At 62.5% G+C, this 25,019-nt stretch carries 22 protein-coding genes; 14 read left to right on the top strand and 8 right to left on the bottom strand.

The window, feature by feature from the left end; translation table 11 throughout:
• Positions 1-25: 25 nt before the first annotated feature.
• Both RB548_RS25880 and scpA read left to right on the top strand, forming a co-directional pair.
• Entirely contained in the window at positions 26-2,029 is a 2,004-nt protein-coding gene (locus RB548_RS25880) for an acetyl/propionyl/methylcrotonyl-CoA carboxylase subunit alpha (RefSeq protein WP_331376621.1), read from the top strand.
• A 65-nt stretch (positions 2,030-2,094) separates the two neighbouring features.
• A complete protein-coding gene (scpA, locus tag RB548_RS25875) occupies positions 2,095-4,257 on the top strand; it encodes a methylmalonyl-CoA mutase (RefSeq protein ID WP_331376620.1) in 2,163 nt (720 codons plus the stop codon).
• Positions 4,258-4,285: 28 nt separating this feature from the next.
• Here scpA and RB548_RS25870 read toward each other — a convergent pair whose 3' ends face one another.
• Positions 4,286-4,912, bottom strand: a complete 627-nt coding sequence (locus tag RB548_RS25870) for a hypothetical protein (protein ID WP_331376619.1) — start codon at positions 4,910-4,912, stop codon at positions 4,286-4,288.
• Between the two features lie 29 nt (positions 4,913-4,941).
• Positions 4,942-6,336 (bottom strand): selenium-binding family protein, encoded by a 1,395-nt coding sequence (locus tag RB548_RS25865; RefSeq protein WP_331376618.1) that lies wholly within the window; start codon positions 6,334-6,336, stop codon positions 4,942-4,944.
• Between the two features lie 385 nt (positions 6,337-6,721).
• On the opposite strand from RB548_RS25865, the gene RB548_RS25860 reads away from it, so the two are divergent.
• Complete coding sequence (locus tag RB548_RS25860) at positions 6,722-7,690, top strand: MBL fold metallo-hydrolase (RefSeq protein ID WP_331376617.1); 969 nt, start codon at positions 6,722-6,724, stop codon at positions 7,688-7,690.
• A gap of 293 nt (positions 7,691-7,983) precedes the next feature.
• On the opposite strand, the gene phnF is transcribed toward RB548_RS25860, so the two are convergent.
• On the bottom strand, positions 7,984-8,721 hold the full coding sequence (phnF, locus tag RB548_RS25855) for a phosphonate metabolism transcriptional regulator PhnF (protein WP_331376616.1): 738 nt from the start codon (positions 8,719-8,721) through the stop codon (positions 7,984-7,986).
• A gap of 110 nt (positions 8,722-8,831) precedes the next feature.
• On the opposite strand from phnF, the gene phnG reads away from it, so the two are divergent.
• From phnG to RB548_RS25810, 9 genes are all read left to right on the top strand, one after another.
• Positions 8,832-9,305, top strand: coding sequence for a phosphonate C-P lyase system protein PhnG (phnG, locus tag RB548_RS25850; RefSeq protein ID WP_331376615.1), 474 nt, complete (start codon positions 8,832-8,834; stop codon positions 9,303-9,305).
• Positions 9,305-9,913: a phosphonate C-P lyase system protein PhnH gene (gene phnH / locus RB548_RS25845; protein WP_331376614.1), complete on the top strand. Its 609-nt coding sequence runs from the start codon at positions 9,305-9,307 to the stop codon at positions 9,911-9,913. Before phnG ends, phnH begins: the two co-directional genes overlap by 1 nt.
• A 3-nt stretch (positions 9,914-9,916) precedes the next feature.
• Positions 9,917-11,023 (top strand): carbon-phosphorus lyase complex subunit PhnI, encoded by a 1,107-nt coding sequence (locus tag RB548_RS25840; protein ID WP_331376613.1) that lies wholly within the window; start codon positions 9,917-9,919, stop codon positions 11,021-11,023.
• Positions 11,020-11,913, top strand: a complete 894-nt coding sequence (locus RB548_RS25835) for an alpha-D-ribose 1-methylphosphonate 5-phosphate C-P-lyase PhnJ (protein ID WP_331376612.1) — start codon at positions 11,020-11,022, stop codon at positions 11,911-11,913. Before RB548_RS25840 ends, RB548_RS25835 begins: the two co-directional genes overlap by 4 nt.
• Positions 11,910-12,686 (top strand): phosphonate C-P lyase system protein PhnK, encoded by a 777-nt coding sequence (gene phnK / locus RB548_RS25830; RefSeq protein ID WP_331376611.1) that lies wholly within the window; start codon positions 11,910-11,912, stop codon positions 12,684-12,686. The genes RB548_RS25835 and phnK overlap by 4 nt, the downstream gene beginning before the upstream one ends.
• 65 nt (positions 12,687-12,751) lie before the next feature.
• Entirely contained in the window at positions 12,752-13,459 is a 708-nt protein-coding gene (gene phnL, locus RB548_RS25825) for a phosphonate C-P lyase system protein PhnL (protein ID WP_331376610.1), read from the top strand.
• On the top strand, positions 13,456-14,070 hold the full coding sequence (locus tag RB548_RS25820; RefSeq protein ID WP_331376609.1) for a DapH/DapD/GlmU-related protein: 615 nt from the start codon (positions 13,456-13,458) through the stop codon (positions 14,068-14,070). Before phnL ends, RB548_RS25820 begins: the two co-directional genes overlap by 4 nt.
• Before the next feature lie 448 nt (positions 14,071-14,518).
• Positions 14,519-15,382, top strand: coding sequence for a hypothetical protein (locus RB548_RS25815; RefSeq protein ID WP_331376608.1), 864 nt, complete (start codon positions 14,519-14,521; stop codon positions 15,380-15,382).
• 47 nt (positions 15,383-15,429) lie between these two features.
• Positions 15,430-16,344 (top strand): M10 family metallopeptidase C-terminal domain-containing protein, encoded by a 915-nt coding sequence (locus RB548_RS25810; RefSeq protein WP_331376607.1) that lies wholly within the window; start codon positions 15,430-15,432, stop codon positions 16,342-16,344.
• 204 nt (positions 16,345-16,548) lie between these two features.
• Here the strand turns inward: RB548_RS25810 and RB548_RS25805 are convergent, their stop codons facing one another.
• The 5 genes from RB548_RS25805 to RB548_RS25785 form a co-directional block, all read right to left on the bottom strand.
• Complete coding sequence (locus RB548_RS25805; RefSeq protein WP_408642478.1) at positions 16,549-17,106, bottom strand: DUF922 domain-containing Zn-dependent protease; 558 nt, start codon at positions 17,104-17,106, stop codon at positions 16,549-16,551.
• 60 nt (positions 17,107-17,166) lie between these two features.
• A complete protein-coding gene (locus RB548_RS25800; protein ID WP_331376605.1) occupies positions 17,167-17,706 on the bottom strand; it encodes a DUF992 domain-containing protein in 540 nt (179 codons plus the stop codon).
• Between the two features lie 230 nt (positions 17,707-17,936).
• Positions 17,937-18,122 carry a hypothetical protein gene (locus tag RB548_RS25795; RefSeq protein WP_331376604.1) on the bottom strand — a complete coding sequence of 62 codons (186 nt, stop codon included), beginning with the start codon at positions 18,120-18,122 and terminating at the stop codon, positions 17,937-17,939.
• A gap of 60 nt (positions 18,123-18,182) precedes the next feature.
• Positions 18,183-18,590, bottom strand: a complete 408-nt coding sequence (locus RB548_RS25790) for a hypothetical protein (protein WP_331376603.1) — start codon at positions 18,588-18,590, stop codon at positions 18,183-18,185.
• 105 nt (positions 18,591-18,695) lie between these two features.
• On the bottom strand, positions 18,696-19,241 hold the full coding sequence (locus tag RB548_RS25785) for a Pycsar system effector family protein (protein ID WP_331376602.1): 546 nt from the start codon (positions 19,239-19,241) through the stop codon (positions 18,696-18,698).
• Positions 19,242-19,374: 133 nt separating this feature from the next.
• Here RB548_RS25785 and RB548_RS25780 point away from each other — a divergent pair, with 133 nt between their 5' ends.
• Both RB548_RS25780 and RB548_RS25775 read left to right on the top strand, forming a co-directional pair.
• Positions 19,375-23,019 carry a FecR domain-containing protein gene (locus RB548_RS25780; protein ID WP_331376601.1) on the top strand — a complete coding sequence of 1,215 codons (3,645 nt, stop codon included), beginning with the start codon at positions 19,375-19,377 and terminating at the stop codon, positions 23,017-23,019.
• Entirely contained in the window at positions 23,019-25,007 is a 1,989-nt protein-coding gene (locus RB548_RS25775) for a CHASE2 domain-containing protein (RefSeq protein WP_331376600.1), read from the top strand. Before RB548_RS25780 ends, RB548_RS25775 begins: the two co-directional genes overlap by 1 nt.
• Positions 25,008-25,019 lie beyond the last annotated feature (12 nt).

The raw sequence follows: 25,019 nt of genomic DNA, 5'->3' as shown, positions 1-25,019 counted from the left end.
ACAGAAAGGATTCAAAGAGAAACGCATGTTCAAGAAAATCCTCATCGCCAATCGTGGTGAAATCGCCTGCCGCGTCATCCGCACCGCCAAGAGGCTCGGCATTGCGACCGTCGCCGTCTATTCCGATGCCGACCGCGACGCCATGCATGTGCGTATGGCGGACGAAGCCGTGCATATCGGCGCCTCGCCCTCCAGCCAGTCCTATATCGTCATCGACAAGATCCTCGACGCGATCCGCAAGACCGGCGCCGATGCCGTGCATCCGGGCTACGGCTTCCTTTCGGAAAACGCCGCCTTTGCCGAAGCGCTGGAGAAGGAGGGCGTCGCCTTCATCGGGCCGCCGGTCGGCGCGATAAAGGCGATGGGCGACAAGATCACCTCGAAGAAAATCGCCGCCGAAGCCGATGTCTCGACCGTTCCCGGCCACATGGGGCTGATCGAGGACGCCGAGGAAGCCGTTCGGATCGCAGCGACCATCGGCTATCCGGTGATGATCAAGGCGTCGGCCGGCGGCGGCGGCAAGGGCATGCGGATCGCCTGGAGCGACATCGAGGCGCGCGAAGGCTTCCAGTCGTCGAAGAACGAGGCGAAAAGCTCCTTCGGCGACGACCGCATCTTCATCGAAAAATTCGTGACCGAGCCCCGCCACATCGAAATCCAGGTATTGGGCGACAAGCACGGCAACACGCTCTATCTGGGCGAGCGTGAATGCTCGATCCAGCGCCGCAACCAGAAGGTCATCGAGGAGGCCCCGTCTCCATTCCTCGATGAGAAGACGCGGCGCGCCATGGGCGAGCAGGCCGTCGCGCTTGCCAAAGCCGTCGGCTATCACTCCGCCGGTACGGTCGAGTTCATCGTCGATGGCGAGCGCAACTTCTACTTCCTCGAGATGAATACGCGTCTGCAGGTGGAGCACCCGGCGACCGAACTCATCACCGGGCTTGACCTCGTCGAGCAGATGATCCGCGTCGCCGCCGGCGAGGAACTCGCCTTCAGCCAGAAAGACGTGAAGCTCGACGGCTGGGCGATCGAAAGCCGGCTCTATGCAGAAGACCCCTACCGCAACTTCCTGCCCTCGATCGGCCGGCTGACGCGCTACCGCCCGCCTCAGGAAGGCAGGCAGGACGACGGCACCGTCATCCGCAACGATACGGGCGTCTTCGAGGGCGGTGAGATCTCGATGTATTACGACCCGATGATCGCCAAGCTCTGCACCTGGGGGCCGGATCGCGCCACCGCCGTCGAGGCGATGGCGAGCGCGCTCGATGCATTCGAGGTCGAGGGTATCGGGCACAACCTGCCTTTCCTTTCCGCCGTCATGCAGCAGAAGCGCTTCCGCGAAGGGCGCCTCACCACCGCCTATATCGCCGAGGAATTTACCGAGGGCTTCCAGGGCGTCGTCCCGGACGAGGCGGACGCACGCAAGCTCGCCGCCGTCGCGATCGTGATCAACCAGGCGCTGCAGGAGCGCGCGAGCCAGATCTCGGGTACGATCGGCAACCACCGCCGCGTCGTCGGCCACGACTGGGTGGCAAGCCTTGCCGATCGCGACTTTCGCGTGACGGCCGGCGTCTCGGCCGATGGTGCCTTCGTCCGCTTCGCCGATGACGGAGCGGTGACGGTCGCAACCGACTGGACACCCGGCCGTACGCTTGCCACCTTCAACATCGACAATCAGCCGATGGGCGTGAAGGTCGATCTCGTCGGCACCGGGATCCGGCTGCGCTGGCGCGGCATCGACGTGATCGTGCGCGTCAGAAGCCCGCGCGTTGCCGAACTTGCGTGGCTGATGCCGAAGAAGCTACCGCCGGACACGTCGAAGATGCTGCTCTGCCCGATGCCGGGCGTCGTGACCTTGATCGCGGTCAGAGCCGGAGACACGGTCGAGGCCGGACAGGCGATCGCCGTCGTCGAGGCGATGAAGATGGAAAACATCCTCCGGGCTGAGAAGCGCGCGACGGTCAAGCGCGTGGCGATCGCCGCCGGCGCGAGCCTGGCAGTCGACGAGCTGATCATGGAGTTCGAGTGATGTCGTATGCTCTCCAACGCGCGATCGTCGTTTGCGCCCGCCGGTGAAAAAGGAGCGGAAAGCCAATGCCTGATAACGACAACAATCCCCTGAATAACAATCCGCTGAAAGACTGGGCCACGCTCGCCGAACGCGAATTGAAGGTGCCGCTGGAAGATCTCGTCTGGCACACCCCGGAGGGCATTCCGGTGAAGCCGGTCTATACGGCCGAGGACATGCAGGGCGTCGATCATCTCGGCACGCTGCCGGGCTTCGCGCCGTTCACGCGCGGGCCGCGCGCCACCATGTACACCGGCCGGCCATGGACCATCCGACAATATGCCGGCTTCTCCACCGCCGAGGCCTCCAACGCCTTTTACCGGAAGGCGCTCGCCGCCGGCCAGCAGGGCGTTTCGGTCGCCTTCGACCTCGCCACCCATCGCGGCTACGATTCGGATCATCCGCGCGTCGTCGGCGACGTCGGCAAAGCCGGCGTGGCGATAGATAGTGTCGAGGACATGAAGATCCTGTTCGACGGCATCCCCCTCGACAAAATCTCGGTCTCGATGACCATGAACGGCGCGGTGATCCCGATCCTCGCTTCCTTCATCGTCGCCGGCGAGGAGCAGGGCGTGCCGCGCCGGGAGCTCTCCGGGACCATTCAGAACGACATTCTCAAGGAGTTCATGGTCCGCAACACCTACATCTATCCGCCCGAGCCGTCGATGCGGATCGTCGCCGACATCATCGCATACACGGCGAAAGACATGCCACGCTTCAACTCGATCTCGATTTCCGGCTACCATATGCAGGAGGCCGGCGCGACGCTGGTGCAGGAGTTGGCCTTCACCCTTGCCGACGGGCGCGAATATGTGCGCGCGGCGCTCGCCAAGGGTCTTAATGTCGATGACTTCGCCGGCCGCCTCTCCTTCTTCTTCGCCATCGGCATGAACTTCTTCATGGAGGCCGCCAAGCTGCGCGCCGCGCGCTTCCTCTGGGCGAAGATTATAGAAGACTTCCGCCCGAAAAAGCAGTCCTCCCTGATGCTGCGCACCCATTGCCAGACCTCCGGGGTGTCGCTGCAGGAGCAGGACCCCTACAACAACATCATCCGCACCGCCTTCGAAGCGATGTCGGCGGTGCTCGGCGGCACGCAGTCGCTGCACACCAATTCCTTCGACGAGGCGATCGCGCTGCCGACCGAGTTCTCCGCGCGGATCGCCCGCAACACCCAGTTGATCCTCCAGCATGAGACCGGCGTGACCAAGGTGGTCGATCCGCTCGCCGGCTCCTATTACGTCGAGGCGCTGACCCGCGATCTGACAGAAAAGGCCTGGGCTTTGATGGAGGAGGTGGAAGCGCTGGGCGGAATGACCAAGGCGGTGGCAAGCGGCCTGCCGAAGCGCCTGATCGAGGAGGCTGCGATCCGACGCCAGGCGGCAGTGGACAAGGGCGAGGAGGTTATCGTCGGCGTCAACAAGTATCGGCGCGAAAACGAAGAGCCGATCGATATCCTCGAGATCGACAACACCGCCGTCCGGGCGGCGCAGATCAAACGGATCGAGGAAACCAAGCGCCGGCGCGATTCGCAGAGATTGCAGGAAACGCTCGGAAGCCTTGCTGAGGTGGCGCGGAGCGGCAAGGGCAATCTGCTCGCGGCGGCGATCGAAGCCGCGCGGGCGCGTGCCACTGTCGGCGAGATCTCCAATGCGATGCGGCAGGTCTTCGGCGACTACACCGCGGTGCCGGAAGTCGTCACCGACATCTATGGCAAGGCCTATGAAAGCGATCCCGAACTCGGCGTGCTCGCCGGGCGTCTCGGCGAGGTCACCAAGCGGCTCGGCCACAAGCCGAAGATCATGGTGGCGAAGCTCGGCCAGGACGGGCACGACCGCGGTGCCAAGGTGATCGCCTCGGCCTTCGGCGATATCGGCTTCAATGTCGTCGCCGGACCGCTGTTCCAGACGCCGGAGGAAGCAGCCGACCTGGCGCTTGCCGAAGAAGTCACCGTCGTCGGCGTCTCCTCGCTTGCCGCCGGCCACAAAACGCTGATGCCGCAATTGACCGAAGCGCTGAAGAAGCGCGGCGGCGAGGACATCATCATCGTTTGCGGCGGCGTTATTCCGCGACAGGACTATCAATACCTGATGGACAATGGCGTCGCCGCTGTCTTCGGTCCCGGCACGCACGTGCTCGATGCCGCACGCGCGGTTCTCGACCTGATCGAGGGCAAGCGCCGGAACGCTTGATAGGCGACTACGGCATGCAGTAGACGCCTCAAGCCACGACAAGAATGACGCCGGTCGCGACGAGCGCCAGCGTCCAGATAAGGTCGAAGTTGATCCACGCGGAACGCAGGACCGCAAGACCGAGCCATTCGATGACGACCAAGGCGACCGCCGCGGTAACCGCGAGCGTCGCCACGGCATGGAGTGCCACGGCCGCCAGCGAGATCGGCAGCGAACTGCCGAGAGGGATGGTAGCCGATTGGTCCGCAAGGCAGAGACCGAGCACCGCAGGCACCAGCATCAGCCCCGCGCCATGCCCCGTCGCCATCAGGAATGACCAGAGTGCGAGACCGGCCATTCCGGTCCGCATGCCGACCCGGACCCGGTGGCGGTGTCCGTAGAAGGCGTAGTAGCCGGCGAGGCCGAGGATGAGCGCGGCCGCGAAAAGCTTGAGGCTCCGCAGGTCGACGACCGTGCCGAAGGCCATAAAAGCCGTCAGCACGACCGCGATGGCGGCGGCATGCCCGGCGGCGATCGGCAGGAGCGACAGCCAGACGATGCGCGAACTTTGTCGATGGAGCCCCAGCGCCACGGCAAAAAGCCAGCCCATTGCCGGGTTGACGCCATGGAAGGCGCCAAGGCCGGCGAGTGAGAGCCACGGCCAGAAATCAGTCATGCGTACCGGCGGGCACGACCCCACACCCCTCACGGATAGCAATAGGAATCGGAGGAGCAGTCGCCACCTTCGAGCCTAACCTGATGCGGGCGATGACCCTTCGGCCAATCGACGAAAAAGCTCTCGTCGAAGGAAATTCCGCCGTTGTCGCCGACATCCAGTTTCACCATCCATCCGTCGATGCCGTCCGGATAGAATTGCGGGTCGATCGCGCCGTAGAGCGAGTTGGTGAAATAAACGCGCTTGCCGTCGCGGCTTATTTCCACCATCTGCGGTCCGCCATTGAGCGCGCCGTTCGACGCCTTCGGATGCGTCGCGCGCGAAACGATCCCGCCGATCCTGACGCGGCCGGTCTCCTTCGGCGCGAGGGGATCGGAAACGTCGTACTGGATCATGTCGCCGGTACCCCAGCAGGAGACGTAGAGGAATCGGTCGTCCATCGAGAGGTCGATGTCGGTCACGAGCGGCGCGACCGCCTTGAAGCCCTTGAGCACGGGCGGCAGGAGGTCCGCGTCGGCGGGCTCGGCCGGAATCTCGATCACCTTCTTCACAGCCCACTGGTCGCCGTCGCGATACCAGGTCCAGATCGAGGCGGAGAGATCCTTGAGGCTGATGACGCAGCCGACGAAACCATAGGCCTTGGTCGGATCATGGGCGGGGCGCAATTCGAAGACGAGCTGGTGCTCCTCGCCGAAATCGACCTCCTGCAGGTGCTTGCGCTTGTTGAGATCCCAGAAATGAAGCCTGCGGCCGTATTTCGAACCGAGTAGCACTTCCGGAACCAGACCGTTTTCGAAGTTTTCCGGCGTTCCCCACTCGCTGGTGATCATCGTGTCGTGGCCGAGGTGCCACCAGAAATCGTAGGCGAGCTTCTGCGGTCCGCGATCCATCTCCCATTGCCCGAGCACGTCGAAGCTGTCGTGGTCGAGCAGAAAGATGCCGCCGGGCGCGTTGCCGTCGCGGTCGGCAAGCGCGTTGACATAGATGCCCTCCGGTCCGCAATGGATGGTGTGCAGCCGGGAATAGTTTGCCTTCTCGGCAATTTCCGCCGGATCGATGACGCGGACAATCCTCGGATTCCGGGGATCCGGCTTGGTGTCGATGATATGAAGCCGCGACGACCTCAGCCCGGGCACGACCAGATAGCGGCGCTCGACGTGAGGATGCGGCGCATTGGGGCAAAGGCAGGACGAGCAGGCATTCCAGCCGAAGTGATGCAGTTCGTCGCCGACGTTCGGCATGTCGACCTGCCCGACGATCTGAGAATAGCTCGGAGAGGTTGGATCGACGTCGACCACCGCGATCGCATCCGGTCGCTGTCGATCCGGATCGAAGGCCGCCACATAGGCGATGGTTTCCTTGGGGGCCTTTGCGGCCATGCGCGGTGATGGATAGAAGGAAGGATCGGGTCGCCACGTCGCCATTTCGCTTTCTCCCCAGAGAAGACAATGCGTGGATCCTGATGCGAAGCTTAGTTGATGCGGCAAAAACGCGTCGGAAATGCGGCGGCATTGCCTTATTTCGGCGGCGACGAAACGGGGACATGTGACAGCTTTCGAGTTCGAAGCGGAAGTGCGGAAGTATGGCTCTATCCTGGAAAGGGCGGCTGGCACTTCTTCACCTACCGACGGATATTGCCCGGCAGTCCACTCCTTCTTACCGGCCTCCTCACCAACAAATCTTCGCTGCGGCCCACTGAGAGCGCAGGCTGCCCTATCCTCAGGTGTAGCTCGACCGCCAACCGGCTTCAGCATAGCGTCGGCGCTGTAGTGACCGACACGCCTCGATCACGCAAGACAGGAGCGCATCATGTCGCAGGCGGAAACAAAACCCCGCACGACTGGTCAGCAGGAGGCAAACATGAGCTTGGACAACACCTCACACCCCGGTAGAACGAGCCCCGAAGAGTTGGTTCCGTCGCGCTATGCGGTGCGGGTCGGCGAGATTGACGTGCTGGTGGTCAGCGATGGGGTGCTACCGCTGCCAACCGCGATGTTGGCCCACAACGTCGACCCGGCCGTCCGGGCGGCATGGCTGGACGACATGTTCCTTCCGCCAGACGCGATCGACTGGGCGCTGAACGTGGTCGTGGTGCGTAGCGGCAGCCAAACCATACTCGTCGACGCTGGGCTAGGGTTCGACCCGGAGTTGAACTTGCCGCGGGCCGGGCAGTTGATCAAGCGACTGGAGGCCGCCGGCATCGATCTTGCATCCGTGACCGACGTGGTGCTGACCCACATGCATATGGACCACATTGGCGGGCTGCTCGTCGACGGCGTGAAGGACCGGCTGCGTCCGGACCTGCGGATCCACGTGGCGGCCGCCGAGGTCAAGTTCTGGGAGAGGCCCGATTTCTCCCACGTCTCCATGCCGCCGGGGTTCCCGGACGCGCTTCGGTCGGCCGCCAAGCGGTTCATGAAAGAGTACCAGAGCTACCTGCGGCCGTTCGATGACGAGTACGAGGTGGCGCCGGGGGTGGTCGTTACTCGCACCGGCGGCCACACCCCCGGGCACAGCGTGGTCCGCGTGGCGTCCGGCGGCGACGGGCTGACGTTCGCCGGCGACCTCGTGTTCCAGGTCGGGTTCGAACACCCCGAGTGGTACAACGGCTTCGAACACGACCCCGAGGAGGCGGCCCGCGTCCGGGTCCGTCTTTTGCGGGAGCTGGCGGCGACCGGCGAGCTGCTGGTGGCCACTCACCTGCCGTTCCCATCCGTCGGCCACGTGGCGGGCGACGGCGACCACTTTCGCTGGGTACCGGTTTTCTGGGACTACTGACCGTTTGTCGGCTTAGGGCCGAACCACTGCATGTTCCTTAAAGCGCAGCCGATTTAAGAACAAAAACATGCAGCAATTCAAAGTGCTACACAGCGCCGTGCGTCAGAAAAGACGCACGGCGCTGCAGACGACCGCAGCGTTTGAACAACTGGTCGATCGCTGCCTCGCACGACACCGCCGGCATCTTCGCCGACTTAAAGCGCGTCGCTTTCGGAACGAGGCGGACATTCAGCGAGCGCGTTTACAGAACCGGATTTATGAGTTCCGCCTGCACCCGCTCCAACCAACGTAACCTAGGTCTCGATCCTGAGCTTCATCCGGTCGGCGGCAAAGCGCGTGCGTGAAAATTCGACCGGCTTGCCGTCAAGGTCAGCGTTCACCGATTGCGCTTCCATCACGATCGCGCCGGGCGACAGCTTCAACAGCGAAAGCTCGTCTGCATCGGCATGCCGCGCGACGATTTCGGTCGAAACGCGCACATAGTCGCCGAGCCCCTGCGCGGCAAAAGCCTTGGTGATGGAGCCCAGCCGGGCATATTCCTCGGCCATCTGCGGAAAACGATCTGCGGGAAAATAGCTGACCGACATGGAAAGCGGCCGACCGTCGCCGCTGCTCACCGTCCGCAATTCTATCAGTAGGGAGCCGGGAGAAACGGCAAGGGCCGCCGCAATCTCGCCGCTCGCCGGCACTTCCGCATGGCCGAGCAGCCGTGTGCCGATCTCCTTCACCTGCCGGCCGAGCCCCTGCGAAAAGCGGGTGCGCCGCGAAATCGGATAGCTGACGCGATCCTTGCGCTCGATCATCGTGCCGCGCCCCTGGACCGCGCGGACAAGGCCTTCCTCGCCAAGTGCCGCCAGAGCGCTGCGAACCGTGTGGCGGTTGACGCCGAATTCCTGCGCCAGCGCGGTTTCGGGCGGCACCATGCCGGTCGCGTCGTAATCGCCATTGCTGATCGAAAGCCGGATGCGGTCGGCGATCTGCCGCCAGAGCGCCACGCCGGTCTGCCGTTCGACGACTTTCTTCAACGCCATTTTGTTCGCCCCACTTTGTTCGTCAATGTCACAAGCCTGTCATTTGCGAACGTTAAGGAAGGATATAAGATGTATAGTTGTCTAGATCAATAGACATTTTGGAGTGAACGATGGACGCAACGCAGAAACATGAGGCGCTGCCGGACGCAGCCGCGGAACGCCGGGAAGGCATACGGCTTCTCGCCCGCGCCACGCTTGCGGAACTTGTCGGAGCCTGGGAGGCGATCGCAGACAAGCCGGATGTCGCCCCGGTCCGCGGCCCGGAAACGGGGCTCGTCATGGTGCGCGGCCGGATCGGCGGCGGCGGTGACGCCTTCAACCTCGGCGAGGCAACCGTGTCGCGCGCCACGGTCAGGCTCGCCAGCGGCGAGATCGGCCACGGGCAGATGCTCGGCACCGACAAGGAACGCGCCCGCTTTGCCGCGATCTTCGATGCGCTCTTCCAGACCGAGAGGCATCGCCTGGCGGTCGAAAAGCTGCACCGGCTGATCGCCGCCCGCATCGATGCCGAAGACCGCCGCAAGGCGGAACAGACCGCCGCAACCCGCGTCGACTTCTTCACCATGGTCCGGGGGGACGACTGATGGCCGCACAATCGCAAATCTACGCCGGTGCCTTCGCCGACCCGGTCTTTCAGGCACAATCCGTGTTCCGCGCTCTGATGGATGGCTTTGCCCGCCCGGGTACAGTTGCCAACCTCGCGGCGCTGGCATCGCCGCCCTCGCCCCTCGGCAAGGCGAGCGGTGCCGTTGCGCTGACGCTCTGCGACCACGACACCCCCGTCTGGCTCTCCCCCGCGCTCGCAAAGTCCGCCGTGCCGCAATGGATCGCCTTCCACACCGGTGCGCCGATGACCGAAACGAAGGATGACGCCCGCTTCGCCTTCATCGAGAGGGGCGGCGCGGTGCCGAGTTTCGACCAGTTCGCGCTCGGCACGCAGGAATATCCCGACCGTTCGACGACGCTGGTGATCGAGGTCGAAGCACTCACGGGTGGCCAACCACTTATCGCCAGGGGACCGGGAATCAAGGACGAAAACATCGTCGCGCCAAAAGGCCTGCCGGACGTCTTCCTCGACTTCTGGACGGCGAACAGGGCGATTTTCCCGCGCGGCATCGACCTGGTCCTGACGGCGGTTGACGCGGTGCTCTGCCTGCCGCGTACGACGAAGCTCTCTCCGAAGGAGGCGTGATCCATGTATGTAGCCGTCAAGGGCGGGGAAGCCGCCATTGCCAATGCCCATCGCCTGCTCACCGATCGCCGTCGCGGCGATCGTTCGCTGCCCTCGATCACCATCGAACAGGTCGTCGAACAGCTCGGGCTCGCCGTCGATCGCGTGATGGCCGAGGCCTCGCTTTATGACCGAGCGCTTGCGGCGCTTGCCGTTCGCCAGGCGCGCGGCGATATGATCGAGGCGATCTTCATCCTGCGGGCCTACCGCACGACGCTGCCGCGCTTCGGTTATTCCGAGCCGGTCGACACGGCGACCATGAAGGTCGAGCGCCGCGTCTCGGCAACCTACAAGGACCTGCCGGGCGGCCAGCTTCTTGGCCCCACCTTCGACTATACCCACCGGTTGCTCGACCCTTCGCTGATCGCAGAGGAGACGGTCGCAGAGCCGGCTGTCAAGGAGCCCGGCGAGCATGTCATGCGTGTTTCCGACATTCTCGATGGCGAAGGCCTCATTGAGGGCGACGGCCGGATGCCGGAAGGCCACGTGATGGGCGACCTCACGCGCGAGCCGATGGAGTTCCCGATGGCGCGCGACCTTCGACTGCAGGCGCTTGCCCGCGGCGACGAAGGCTTTCTGCTGGCGCTCGCCTATTCCACCCAGCGCGGCTACGGCCGCACGCACCCCTTCGTCGGCGAAGTCCGCATCGGCGAGGTGGAGGTCGAACTCGACCTGCCGGAGCTTGGTTTCGCAGTCTCGCTGGGCGTGATCCGCGTCACCGAGTGCCAGATGGTCAACCAGTTCAAGGGCTCGGCCAAACAGCCGCCGCAGTTCACCCGCGGCTATGGCCTCGTCTTCGGCCAGAGCGAGCGCAAGGCCATGTCGATGTCGCTTGTCGATCGGGCGCTTCGCACCGACGAGTTCAGCGAGGACATCGTCGCCCCCGCCCAGGATCAGGAATTCGTCATCTCGCATGCGGACAACGTCCAGGCGACCGGCTTCGTCGAGCATCTGAAGCTGCCGCACTATGTCGACTTCCAGGCGGAGCTCGATCTGGTGCGGCGCATGCGCCGCGAATACGAAGCCGCCCGCGCCGGCGGTGAGGACGGCATGAAGGAGGCCGCCGAATGAACGACCTTGCCACCTATAATTTCGCCTATCTCGACGAACAGACGAAGCGGATGATCCGCAGGGCGATCCTGAAAGCGGTCGCCATTCCCGGCTACCAGGTGCCCTTCGCCTCGCGCGAAATGCCGATGCCCTATGGCTGGGGTACCGGCGGCGTGCAGGTGACCGCCTCGATCCTCGGACCTGCAGACGTTTTGAAGGTCATCGACCAGGGCGCCGACGACACGACCAACGCCGTCTCGATCCGCGCCTTCTTCCAGAAGGTCGCCGATGTCGCCGTCACCACGAAGACGAAGGACGCGACGATCATCCAGACGCGCCACCGCATCCCCGAGGAGATGCTCAAGGAGGGCCAGACGCTGGTCTATCAGGTGCCGATCCCGGAACCCTTGCGTTTCCTCGAGCCGCGCGAGACCGAGACGCGCAAGATGCATGCGCTCGAGGAATATGGCCTCATGCATGTGAAGCTCTACGAGGACATCGCCCGCAACGGCCATATCGCCACGACCTATGCCTACCCGGTCAAGGTCGAGGGCCGCTATGTGATGGATCCCTCGCCGACGCCGAAATTCGACAACCCGAAAATGCACATGTCGGAGGCGCTGCAACTCTTCGGCGCCGGCCGCGAAAAGCGCATCTATGCGGTTCCGCCCTATACCGAGGTTGTCAGCCTCGATTTCGAGGACCATCCCTTCGAGGTCCAGAAGTTCGACAAACCCTGCGCGCTCTGCGGCGCGGAGAACGTCTATCTCGACGAAGTGGTGCTCGACGACAAGGGCGGGCGCATGTTCGTCTGCTCCGACACCGACCATTGCGAAGACCGGCGCGCGCATGGCCATGCCGGACACATGCCCGCCCGCCCAACGCAAGAAAGCCAGGAGGCCGCAGAATGAGCGCCGTTCCGCTTCTCAAAGTCAACGACGTCTCGAAGTTCTACGGCAGCCGCATTGGATGCCGGAACGTCTCCTTCGAGCTCTACCCGGGCGAAGTGCTGGCGATCGTCGGCGAATCCGGGTCCGGCAAGACGACGCTTCTGTCCTGCCTCTCGACCCGACTGATGCCGACCTCCGGCATCGTCGAATATCACATGCGCGACGGCCAGTACCGCGATCTCGCCCGCATGGGCGAGGCCGAGCGGCGCTTCCTGATGCGCACCGACTGGGGCTTCGTGCACCAGAACCCGGCCGAAGGGCTCCGGATGACGGTGTCGGCCGGCGCCAACGTCGGCGAGCGGCTGATGGCCGTCGGCGACCGCCACTACGGCAATATCCGCGCGACGGCGCAGGACTGGCTTACCCGGGTGGAAATCGACGAGGACCGGATCGACGACCAGCCGCGCGCCTTTTCCGGCGGCATGCGCCAGCGCCTGCAGATCGCCCGCAATCTCGTCACCTCACCCCGCCTCGTTTTCATGGACGAGCCAACCGGCGGCCTCGACGTCTCGGTGCAGGCGCGCCTGCTCGACCTCGTGCGCGGGCTCGTCCACGATCTCGGGCTTGCGGCGATCATCGTCACTCACGACCTTGCCGTCGCCCGCCTCCTCTCCCACCGGATGATGGTAATGAAGGACGGCGCCGTCATCGAGCAGGGGCTCACCGACCGGGTGCTCGACGACCCGCGCGAGCCCTACACCCAGCTTCTCGTTTCCTCCATTCTCCAGGTGTGACGCGTGATCCCGAAAAGTGGAACCCGGTTTTCGGACAAGATCATGCGCAAAGGAAAGTAATAGTGATGGCTACTCCACTCGTTGTTTCAGAGGTCGCCAAGAGCTTCACCATGCACTTGCGCGACGGCGTCCGCCTGCCGGTGGTCGCCAATGTGTCCTTCTCGGTGAAGGCCGGCGAATGCGTCGTGCTCGGCGGCCCCTCGGGCGTCGGCAAGAGCTCGATCCTCAAGATGCTCTACGGCAATTACGGCGTCGACGAAGGCCAGATCCTGATGGAGCACGACGGCCGGTTGGTAAATCTTGCGACAGCCGAGCCGCGCACCGTGCTCGAAGTGCGGCGCACGACGCTCGGCTATGTCAGCCAGTTCCTGCGCGTCGTGCCGCGCGTCTCCGCCCTCGACATCGTTGCCGAACCATTACAGGCGCGCGGCGTTGCGACCGCGGAGGCGCAGGAACGGGGGGCGGAACTGCTTGCAAAGCTCAACCTGCCGAAGGAACTCTGGTCGCTGCCACCCGCCACCTTTTCCGGCGGCGAGCAGCAGCGGGTCAACATCGCCCGCGGTTTCATCACCGATCACAGGATCCTGCTGCTCGACGAACCGACCGCCTCGCTCGACGCGAAAAACCGCGCCGTTGTGGTCGAGATGATCGCCAGGAAGAAGGCTGAAGGCACGGCTCTGATCGGCATCTTCCACGACGAGGAAGTGCGCGACGCGGTCGCCGACCGCATCATCGACGTCTCCGAATTCTCGCCAAGGAAGCAGGCGGCATGAGCCAGAAACTCGGGATCGAACCTTTCATCCATCCGACCGCAAGCGTCGTGAACTCGACGCTCGGTCGCTACACGGAAGTCCAAGCGCGCTCGCGTCTCGACGAGGTCGACTTCGGCGACTATTCCTACATCATGCAAGACGGCTCGGCCTGGTGCGCGACGATCGGCAAGTTCGTCAACATCGCCGCCTCGGTGCGCATCAACGCCACCAACCATCCGACCTGGCGCGCGACGCTGCATCATTTCACCTATCGCGCACCGAACTACTGGGACGACGCCGACCTCGACCACGATCTCTTCGCCTGGCGGCGGCAGAACCGGGTGACGATCGGCCATGATGTCTGGATCGGTCACGGCGCGACGATCCTGCCGGGGGTGACCGTCGGCAACGGCGCGGTGATCGGCGCCGGCGCCGTGGTCTCCAAGGACGTTGCCGCCTATACGATCGTTGGCGGCGTTCCGGCAAAGCTCATCCGTGAGCGGTTCACGGCCGAGACAGGCCGGCGTATGGATCGGCTTGCCTGGTGGGATTGGGACCATACCAAGCTGCGGCGCGCGCTCGACGACTTCCGCCATCTGACCGCCGAGGAATTTCTCGTCCGTCACGGTTGACCGTTTCCAGGAAGATAGAGGGATGCGGGCGACAACCGTTTTCCCTCATCCCGCTCTGGCGTCCCTATAGGCTGCTGCGGCGGAATCCGTCCCAACGTCGCGGCATTTGTATTCAGACGTAATGGCGCCCGGCGTTTTCGGGACCCCTCATCGCCTGTGCCGTTCTGGTCGCGCAGACCATCAGGCGCTGACTGCGTCAAGACAATCTTTGGATGGAAGAGATCAATCTTCGGTTGCACCATTTTGATTCCGATGCAATTAAAACGACGATGCCACGGATAATTTTGCTAAAGAAAACAAGGTGAACAATGGAAGAAGGCCTGGGCACGCTGAATACCGGGGTGGCGCTCGTCAACCTGGGTGGAAACGCACCATTCAGCCGAGAGAGGTTGCAGACGGTGGCCGCAATGGCGGCGAGTTCCGAGAACCTGCCCCGGACACAATCCTCTTGTCCAACAATTCGATAGCGGAGAATTCTGCGGTCGGCACGACCATCGGCACACTGTCTGCAACTGATCCAGAGGGGCAGCCGCTGAGCTACAGCCTGACGGACAGTGGCGGCGGCTTGGTCAAGCTTGACGGCAACACAGTCCAGTTGGCGAAGCCCGTGAGTTACGAAGAACTCCAAGGCAAGACGTTCCAGGTCGAGGTCTCCGACGGGGTGAACAAGGTTCTCAAAAAGTTCTCTATTTCGATCGAAGATGTTGATGAACCCCCGCACCTGGTTTGGCTCTGGGGAACAGAAGTCGCCGAAGACATGAAAGTCGGCACGGTGTTCGACTACATTTCCGGGGTGGACCCTGAGGATACGGTATTATCATTCAAGTTGATCGACGACGCGGGGGGCACGTTCAAATTGGTGGGCGCCAGTGCCATCCAGCTTGCAAAGCCGGTCGACTTCGAGAAATCCGCAACAAGGACGGTAACCTTCGAAGTCTCTGACGGTAAATTTACGGTCGTAAAGTCGTTTACGATCAACATTGCCGACGTGAATGAGGCTCCGAGTGCGCTGACGCTGTCCAATTCCAAAGTCGTGGAAACTGCTCGTATCGACACCGTGATCGGTTCCTTCGTTGCGGTTGATCCCGAAGGCGATGAGGTGGTGTACTGGCTTAAGGACTCGGCCGGCGGCATGTTTTGGATCGCCGACAACGAACTCTATGTCAACGACGCACTAAACTACGAGACACAGCAATCCTATTCCATCGCGGTTGTCATCTCCAACGACAGCGGCTCCTTTACAAAGAACTTCTTGATAAGCGTCATCGACGCGCTTGAAACAGTGACGGGAACTCTTCCTCCCAAACTCTGAAGGGCGGCATCGGTGCTGACAAGATTGTCGCTGGCGCCGGCAATGACATGCTGATTGGCTACGACGGCAATGACCTGCTTTATGGTGAAAGCGGTAATGACACGATCGTAGGAGGCAGGGGGCGGGACCGACTTGATGGCGGCAGCGGTAGTGACACGGCCTCATACGAAAACGCTTCCGTCGGGGTCCGGGCAAGCATCGCTGCACAATCGAGCAACACCAATGATGCAGCCGGTGACACGTATTATGGGATCGAGAATCTGATCGGTTCCCGCTTTGCCGATGTGCTTGGGGGGAACGCCTATGTCAACATTCTTAAAGGTGGCGACGGCAACGACATTCTCATCGGCGGCCTCGGCGCTGACCAACTTCACGGCGGCAACGGAAGTGACACCGCTTCTTATGCGACCGCCGCGGCGGGTGTTGTGGCCAGTCTCGGGGATCCGACCGGCAATATGGGAGACGCGAAAGGCGATAGCTATTCAACGATCGAGAATTTGATCGGGTCCAACTACGCCGACCGGCTTTATGGCACTGGCGGAGCTAACAGCATAACCGGTGGCACCGGCAACGATGTTATCGGCGCAGGCGGAGGCAATGACTGGGTTTACGGCGGAGGCGGCGCCGACAGGCTGACGGGTGGCACTGGGGCCGACAGGTTCGCATTCAAAGCACTCTCCGAATCCGCCGGCGCGACGTTCGACTTGATTTTTGACTTCATGACGAGCGAGCAGGACAGGATCGATGTCTCTGCGATTGACGCCAGCACGAAGGTCGCCGGCAACCAAGCATTCACCTTCATCGGCACGGCGGCTTTCAACGGGACGGCAGGACAGCTTCGTTTCGATAAGCTGGCGTCCGACACCTATATCTACGCGGATGTAGACGGCGATAGGATTGCAGACCTCAAGGTTCACTTGGAGGATGCCGTGGCCCTGACCAAAGACTACTTTCTGCTTTGACGTTGCGAGAAAACGTGTGTGCGATTTTCCGCCGCATCCTGCGTCTCACCGTATTAGATCATTTCATTGTTTCTTTGAAACAGTGAAATGATCTAACTATTTGAAATTACGCAATTCCGGACGGAAAACCGTTACACACTTTTCCTGGAATTGCTCTAGAATCGATCACGTTTGGGTCGATTCGACTCCAAAAAACATCGTGATCTACTGCCCGTTCACCAGCTTCAGGATGAGTTGGTGAACATTCCCGCCGTCGCTCATCTCGACCCTGTCGAAATCGCGGCTGCGCTGCCGTTGCGCGAGCGAAAGCGCGCCGAGGCGCTTTGTCAGCTCGGTCCTGATTTTGCGGCATGCCGGATCATCAGGAACCATAAGGCCGACTGACGCGCTTTCGATCTGGCGCACCATGTCCTTGATGAAATCGCCATGCACCTGCTCATGCTTGTGCACGCCGGCGATGAACGTCTCCCAATTCTTCCGCGCCCCCTCCGGCAATGCCTTTGCCGGTTTCGGCAGCATATAGGTGATCGTAAGCTTGGGCTGCGCCGTCGAAAGGACGCAGGCGTCACCCTGCGGCTCGTATTTGCGGGTCCAGGTCAGCTTGAAATCCGTATGCGCGATCGCGCGAACCGGGCCAAGTTTCGGCCCCCGCTCGCCGATCGACGCATAGAGCTCGGCACCGGTTTCTCCCGAAACGGCATAGGTTCGTACCTTCTCGACCGCCTGCCATTCGGCGCGCGCACCAGCAGGCAATGCCGCCACGCAAGCTGCCAACAGACAAGAACGAACGGCTGCCCCCACGCGATTCCCCTGCAGAATGGTTTAGTTGACAGCGTTGAGCGTCATCGACGTGCCGGCAGCAGCGACATTGAGCCCGAGCTGGCCGGTTACGCTGATCGCCTGCAGATGAATCGAACCGGCGGTGCCACCGACAAGCACATTTGCACCGACGCCGGCGCCAACGGTCGCTTCGGCCGAAGCACCCTGGTAGATGCCGCCCAAGGATCCGCGGTGATAACCGGCGGTCGGCGCCAGCACCGCCCAGATCAGCCGGCTACGCGTGGTGAAGCCGACATCGACTCCGAGCTTCCGGATCTCGCCAGCATAGTGATCCGAAGCCTCGCCGGCGAGGGTGGACCGAAAGACGCAATCAACTTCCTTGGCCGAGCCGAGCACATAGCCGGCGCCGCCGCCGATGTTGCAGTCGAGATAGCCGATCTTCACGCCGCCATGCAGATCCGCCTCCGCCGCCGGCGCCGGAGCGGGAGCCGGATAACTTGGGACGTCGGCGGCATTGGCAGCGATCGTCCCCGCGAAAACCAGCGCCGCGACGGACGCCTGCACGGCAAAATACTTCTTCATTCATGGTCTCCTTATCGGGATCGGCAACGGTGGCTCTGGCTCGACCGGCCGGCAACAGGTATGGGAAAGGTAGGCAGGCGGTAGGGGCTGGATGCTTAGACGGCGATTGGGCATTTCCAAGGCAACGCCGGGCAGTGAAGCCCCTTCCGCTCCAATCCGGTGGTTTTCCACAACGTTCAGCGGCCGGCATTTGGCTGCGGCCCTGTCCCGCAGCCCGCCGGGAAGCAACGCTAGCCGGTCACCAGGATCGCGACCACGACCTCTCGCCTGGCGCCGGCGCCGTGGCCTCGACTGACGTCGGCGCCCCACACGATCGTCGGCGGCGTCTCACCAAGCTCATCAGCGAGCGTTTCAAGGCCGAGATCGGCGATGGACGGCCTCGCCTGGTGGACTGCGACCATGCCAAGTCGCGCCATGCGCTCGCACCTGCGCGCACGAGACCCCTCCCCACAAGCGGGAGGGGCCTTCTCGAAGCGTCAGAACTTCGAATAGGCGTTTGTCACCGCCTTGGCATTTCCCGCTCCGATTTGTTTTTGCAGGGCAAGAATCGCGTCTCTCGCGCTGGCGGTTAGCGCCGGACTGGTTGCAAGCTTAGACAAGTTCTTGCTTAGCTGATCGCGAGCGCTCGCGCTCAATGGCACGCTTGTCAGAAGCTGCGATAAATTCTTGCTCGTTGTTCCTGCGAGCAAATTCCCCACGCCAATGCCCTTGTTGGGGAAAGCAATCTGCGACGACAGAATGGAGTTTATTTTCATAGACTGAAGCGAGAAGCTGGCAACATTGGTGATTGATTTAAGCATCGAAATGAAATCCTCTGGAGACACGATTGCACTTGCTGCGGCTGCGGTATGTCGATCCAAAACAACCACCGCATGCACAACCATTACGTGTCACCAGTTTCAGGTTTCTTATCGCGCCGGCATGCCTTTTATTCAAATTGCTTAAAGGCCGCCCTCGCGATCGCCGCCCCCTATGATGCAGGGCCGATGTCAGCCGGTCGCCAGGATCGCCACATAGGCAAGCACCGTGACGATCAATCCCCGAAAAGCAATATTGACGAAGCGGTATTTGCTGCACGCGATCGACGCGAGGGCGTCAGCATTCTCGATATATTGCTGAAACAGATAGGCCGTTTCACCGCCTGCCGCCGCTTTCCGAAACGTGTCGCGATGCGACAGCCAGCCGCCCCAGAATAGTGTCGTCGACGTCGCGCTCTTTCGCGGCAGGACGACGAGGATCGCCGCAATGATCGAAACGATTGAAGCAAGCGCCAGCAATGCGGATAGAATCATCGCCAATGGATCATCGCCGAGATAGCGTTGCCAAGTGAACACGTTTCTTCCCTCGGCCGAACTGATAAGGAAGGCAAACATGAAGGTGAAAATATAGGCCGCCTTCTGGTCGGACATCTTTATTTGGTCGTAAAAGACGTCATTGATCTTCCGGATGTGGTCGTAATAGGCGCTTGGCCCTAGCTCCAGCGGTAATACTTCATCCGAAAGGTCTATGCTGTATACGTTTTCGCTAATCCCCATTTAAACCTGCCCCCTCGCACTGTTTCCCTCTTAATACACCGTAGCGATAAAAAAAGCCGCCGTGCCACAGGGAACTTGACTTTTTTCTCCCGAAAATCCACTGGATTCGCAAGAACGAGGGTGGGACTCGGCAATGAGGGGATGGTTATCGGGGGTCATGCTTGCCGCCACGGTGCTGCTTGCGCCGTGCTCGACGCTTGCCGAACCGATTCCGCGCCAGGCGCCCCCAGCCGGCTCCGTCATCGCCCGCAAATCCGGCGAGGAGGTGCGCTTCGTCGACGTGTCCAACTGGCGGGTCGTTGACCTCGCCCAGGACCTGCTTCCCGGCGACGTCCTGCGCACCAATGCGGTAGGCGCGCTCGCCGTCCTCTTCAGCGACCACACGCAGATCCGGCTCGGACGCAACACCGCATTGCGCGTCAAACAGATCGGCGCGGGCGACTCTAAGCTGGAGTTGCAATCAGGCACGATCTGGGCCCGCGCCGAGCGTGGCGGCGAAGGCCTGGTGATCGACACGCCTGCCGCAACCGCGGCCATCCGCGGCACCGACTGGACACTGACCGTTGGCGGCGACGGCAAGACCTCGCTGGTCGTTCTCGAGGGTGTTGTCGAGCTCAGCAATGCTTATGGCAGCGTAACCGTGAAGCAGGGCGAAGGCGCAGTCGCCTCGATTGGCAGCGCGCCGACGAAGATCGTCATCATCACGCCGAAAGACCGCGAGCAGATGCTTTTCCATCTGTCGCTGCGCGACGCCTTCGTTTGGATGCCTGCCTCATCGCTTAAAGTGCCCGAGATGCGGCGTTATCGCGCACGCATCGAAGGCCAGCCGGAAGCCTCCCGCTCGGCCGAAGACTGGCTGACCCTGGCCGAAATCTATCTGGCACTCGACGGCCGGCAGAAGGCGCAGGCCGCGCTTGCGCAGGCGCGACGGCAAGGCCTCGATCGAACGCAGGCGGCACGCGCAACGCTTGTCGATGCGCTCATCGCCGGCGCCGAGAACCGATACGGCGATGCCGCGAAGCTCTTCGCCGAGGCCGAGCGCGGCCTTGATGCCAAGCGCCGATCCATCGCCGCCTATGGCGGATACTTTGCCCGTGCCCTCGCCGATCCCGACCGCGTCGAAAACCCGCCTCGTCAGGCGACGGGCGCTTACGGCGCGCTCGCCGAAGCTTGGACGGCGGGCTTCCGCACCGATATCCGCGCCGCCATCGAAACGTTAAAAAAAGCGGAACGGCAGCATCCGGACGATCCGACGTTGCCCGCCGCGCGCGCGCATTTCGCCATGCTGCTCGATGAGCGCGACGAAGTGCGCGACGGGATCGAAAGCGCGCTGGCGATCGATCCGGATGACCCGACCGCACTCGAAGCTCGCGCCAACTACCGCCTCCACATCGACAACGATCAGGAAGGGGCACTCGCCGACGTCGGGCACGCCCTGAACACGGCGCCTGGCTCTCCGTCTCTTTGGAACTCCCTCGCGCTCATCCAGGGTCACCGCGGCGACAATCGGTCAGCCGAGAACGCGCTGAAGAAAGCAATCGCACTCGATCCGCAGGATCCGCTCTATCACGCCAATCTGGCGGTGCAATACATGGACGAGTTGCGTCTCCAAGAGGCCAAGCGCGAACTCGATACCGCCCTCTCCATCGATCCGTCCTTCGATCTGGTACTCGTCGCGCGCGGCCGCTATCACTTGCAGAACGGCGACGTGGACAAGGCAATCGAAGATCTGCTCGCCGGCTCGACGGCCAATCCCGCCTATTCCAACGCACAGCTTCTGCTCGCGGCGGCGCAGTATGAAAAAGGCGACCGGGTACCCGCCGCGCAGGCACTCGACAATGCCGACAGGCTCGATCCGAACGATCCTGTCGTCTCACAGGTGCGCACGATAATTGCGATCGACGAGTATGATGCGGATGCGGCCATCCGCTATGCCCAGGAAACCATGCGGCGCACCCGCGCCCAAGGTGGTGACACGGCAGCTCTGGGCGCAAATCAGGAAGCGGGCTCGACGCTCAACAACGCCTTTCGCCTGCAGGGCCTCGACGCCTGGGGCCAATATTACGGCGATGCCGTGTTCGATCCGTTTGCGGGATCGGCCTATGTGGACCAGGCAATCCGCGGCAGCGTCAATCCCCTGTTTAATGCATATGATTTCGACGGCAGTCCGATCGCCAATTCGCAAAATCCATCGAGCTTCTCGGCCTTCTTCCAGGGGCTTTTGATCGAGCCGCATATGCTGGCTGACCGCGCACGCGCGGCCGACCTTTTTCAAACCCCCTTCTTCGAAGTCGACCTCGGCGGGGGTGTCGTGGCTGACGAGGATCGCGCCGGTTGGATCGGTGAAGCCGAGGTCAGAGGATTCACCTTCTCACCATTCCCGATCAGCGTGTTCGGCAATTTGCAATGGACGGAGCCGCACGATACCGTCGACCTCGGAAGCAGCCTTGAGGTTGATCGTGAGTCACGCCTGATAAGCGGCAGCGGCTATCTGACCGCAACGCCAACGCCCGACGATAGGGTGGTCGCCTTCCTGAGTATGGCGGACGTAGACGACAGCCGGAATATTTTCGACATTCCGCATCCGCGCCTATTCCCATTTACCGCCGACCAGTTGAACAACGACGGCGGCTCGAGCCTGATCTCCGGCGTCGCCTGGAGTCATACATTTGCATATCAGAATATCGCCAATGCCGCGTTCTTCTTCAGCGATCGGGAGGTCGATCAAGCCTCGCAGCTGGTTTTATCGGACATCCCGTTGCCCGATATTGTGCACCTGAGGAGTGAGCAGAAGGAAACGAGCTACATCGGCGCGTTGAGCCACCTTTACGGAGACGGTGACCTGACGTGGCGCTATGGCATTGAGGCGGGCGCCGTCAGATCGGAAGCGCAGGCGGAGTATTATGACCTTATCCCTCCTCCGACGCCGTTCAGCTCCACGAGTTTATCCGCCACCACAGGGGTCATGAAGGCCTATGTCGACGGCCTGTACGAGGTCACGCCGGACCTGAAGGTCGAGAGCGCGCTCTTTGCCCGTTACATCGAGGACGTCAACGACGACAATATCCGGCTGGAACCGAAGCTCGGTGTCGCCTGGGCGCCGGCCGAGGGCCATTGGCTGCGCGCAGCCGTTCAGCGCGAAGGCTATAATTTCGGCTCCGCCACCCTGGCGCCCGTCGGCATCGTCGGTCTCCAACCGAATCAGTTCCTCATCGGCACGGAGGGTTATGCCGATACCCTCGCTCTACGATGGGATGCAGAGTGGAGCGACTGGCTTTTCACCGCGGTCGATTATCAGCATCAGGAAATCCGCAACGGCTCGATTGCGATTCCGTTTTCCATTCTGTTCGCGCCCAGCGAGTTCGATTTCGACAAGGCCAGAGTAGACCGCGTGGCGCTGACGGCCAACATGGCACTCGGCCATGGCCTGGGCCTGTCGGCGACTGTTGCTCACACCGAAAGCGAGGACCTCTCGACAGGGAGCAGTGGCGACCTCCCATTCCTGCCAGACAACACCGGACAGGTGGCACTGACCTGGGTCAGCACCGCCAATGTCAGGACGACGGTGGCGGCAAACTATATTGGCGAGCGTTTCGGCGGCATCACGACCTTGGACGACTTCTGGACGCTCGATGCCTCGCTACAATGGGAGCCCTTCGACAAGCGGATGGAAGTCGAGTTGGCCGGCTTCAATCTGCTCGACGAGGAATTCGAGGTGCGAGACGGCCTTCCCGGTTGGGGTCCCACGGTCAAGGGCACCGTCAAAGTGCGGTTCTGATGAACGCCCCCGCTCCAGCGCTCGTCCCAAAACGCTTTTCCGCGGCAGTCGAACGAATTCGCCGCTCCGCGCGCCGGACGAAGCTTGCCGCCTTGACCGCCTTCGTTGCCGCCCTCGTTTCGCTTGTCTCGCTGACGGGCAGTTGGTCGCTCGTCGATCTGCGCGCCTATGACTATCTCTCGATCATCGGCCGCCCCCCGCTCCCCGAAGATGGCCCCATTGTCGTCGCGATCGACGAGCCCTCGATGGCAGAAATCGGCAGCCAATGGCCCTGGCCGCGTGCCCTGCACGCGCGCCTGATCGAATCGCTGAGGCGCGCCGGCGCCCGGGCGATTGCGCTCGACATCATCTTCGCCGAGCCGGCCGCCGCCGCGGAAAACGATGCGGCGCTGGCCGCAGTCCTCGGGCCCGACATCGTGCTTGCCGGCGACCAGTCGGTGATCGAGACGCCACAGGCCGACCAGTTCGTCCGCACCGAACCGCTGCCGCTTTTCACGGAGACGGGCGCGAAAGTGGGCATCGCCTCGGTCAATCTCAGCGGCGATGGTACGCTCAGACAGATTCCGCCCTATGCCGACGGCTTCGCGGTGACGCTCGCAACCATCGCTGGAGCAGACCCGGCGCCGACGACGACGACGGCCCTGATGCAGACCTTCGGCCCGGCGCGCACCTATCCGACCGTTTCGTATTACCAGGCGCTCGATCCGGCAAATTTCCTGCCGGAGGGCATCTTTCGGGATCGCGTCGTCATCGTGGGTCTGAGCCTGCAGAATGCACCGTCGCTCGCCGCCGGCGGAGTCGATGCCTTTGCCATCTCCGACACGGTGTTTTCGCGCGGCCTCGTCGCCGGCGCCGAAGTCCAGGCGACGATCTACGACAATCTCGTGCACCGGCTGTTCATCAAGCAGGCCGGCGCGACGATCGCCATACCGGCGATAATCCTCGCCGGCCTAGCCGCGGCTCTGGCAGTCTCCAAATCGACAAGCTGGAGGACACTCGGCTACGGCGCCGCTGCCCTCACCCTGATCTTCCTGGCAAGCTATGCCCTGATGCGCCTCGGTTATTTCTTCGTCTCGCCGCTCGGCCCCGGACTGGCTTTTCTCGGGGTTGCGGTCGGACAGGCGGGGCTCGACTATGCCGAGGAGCGCAGGCAGCGACGAGAGATCACGCGCGCCTTTTCGCAATATCTCTCGCCCGCACTCGTCGAACGGCTGGCCCAGGATCCGTCGCAACTGAAGCTCGGCGGCGAGAAGCGCATGCTGTCGATCCTCTTCTGTGACGTTCGCGGCTTCACGACGATCTCTGAGGACATGAAGGACGATCCGGAGGGGCTGACGACGCTTATCAACAGGCTCCTGACCCCACTTTCGGAGGCCGTGCTCAACCGCGGCGGCACGATCGACAAATATATCGGCGACTGCCTGATGGCCTTCTGGAACGCCCCGCTTGACGATCCGGACCACGCCATCCACGCCGTTCAGGCGGCGCGCGACATGCTCGCGGCTCTCGCAAACCTCAACGCGGAACTGGAAGCCGAAGCAACAGCGGCAGGACGCCCGCCGAAGACCTTGCGCATCGGCATCGGCATCAATACGGGCGAATGCGTCGTCGGCAACATGGGGTCCGCCCGCCGCTTCGACTACTCGGCGCTTGGCGACGCGGTCAATCTCGCCTCGCGCCTCGAGGGAGCGTCGAAGGACTATGGCATCTCGCTGCTCCTCGGAGAGCGGACGGCGAAGCTTGCGGCGGCGAGATTTCCGACCGCCGAAATCGACCAGATCACGGTCAAGGGCCGAAGCGAGGTCTCGCCGGTATTCACGGTCGCTGATGGCGCCAATGAGGCCGCGCTCCAACACCATCGCCATTTTCTCGAAGCGAAGTATCGCGGCGCGGTTGCCGCTGATGACCCGTTGTTCGATCAGCTCAAGACAGAATTGCCGTCGCTCGAGCGCTACTATGAACGTGAGCGGGAACGGCTTTTGAGTTAGAGCGCCGTGCGT

The sequence above is a fragment of the Sinorhizobium chiapasense genome (assembly GCF_036488675.1).
GTDB classification, from domain to species: domain Bacteria; phylum Pseudomonadota; class Alphaproteobacteria; order Rhizobiales; family Rhizobiaceae; genus Sinorhizobium; species Sinorhizobium chiapasense.
Note: the sequence above shows the minus strand (reverse complement) of the source record. Positions and strands in the feature narration are given on the sequence as shown.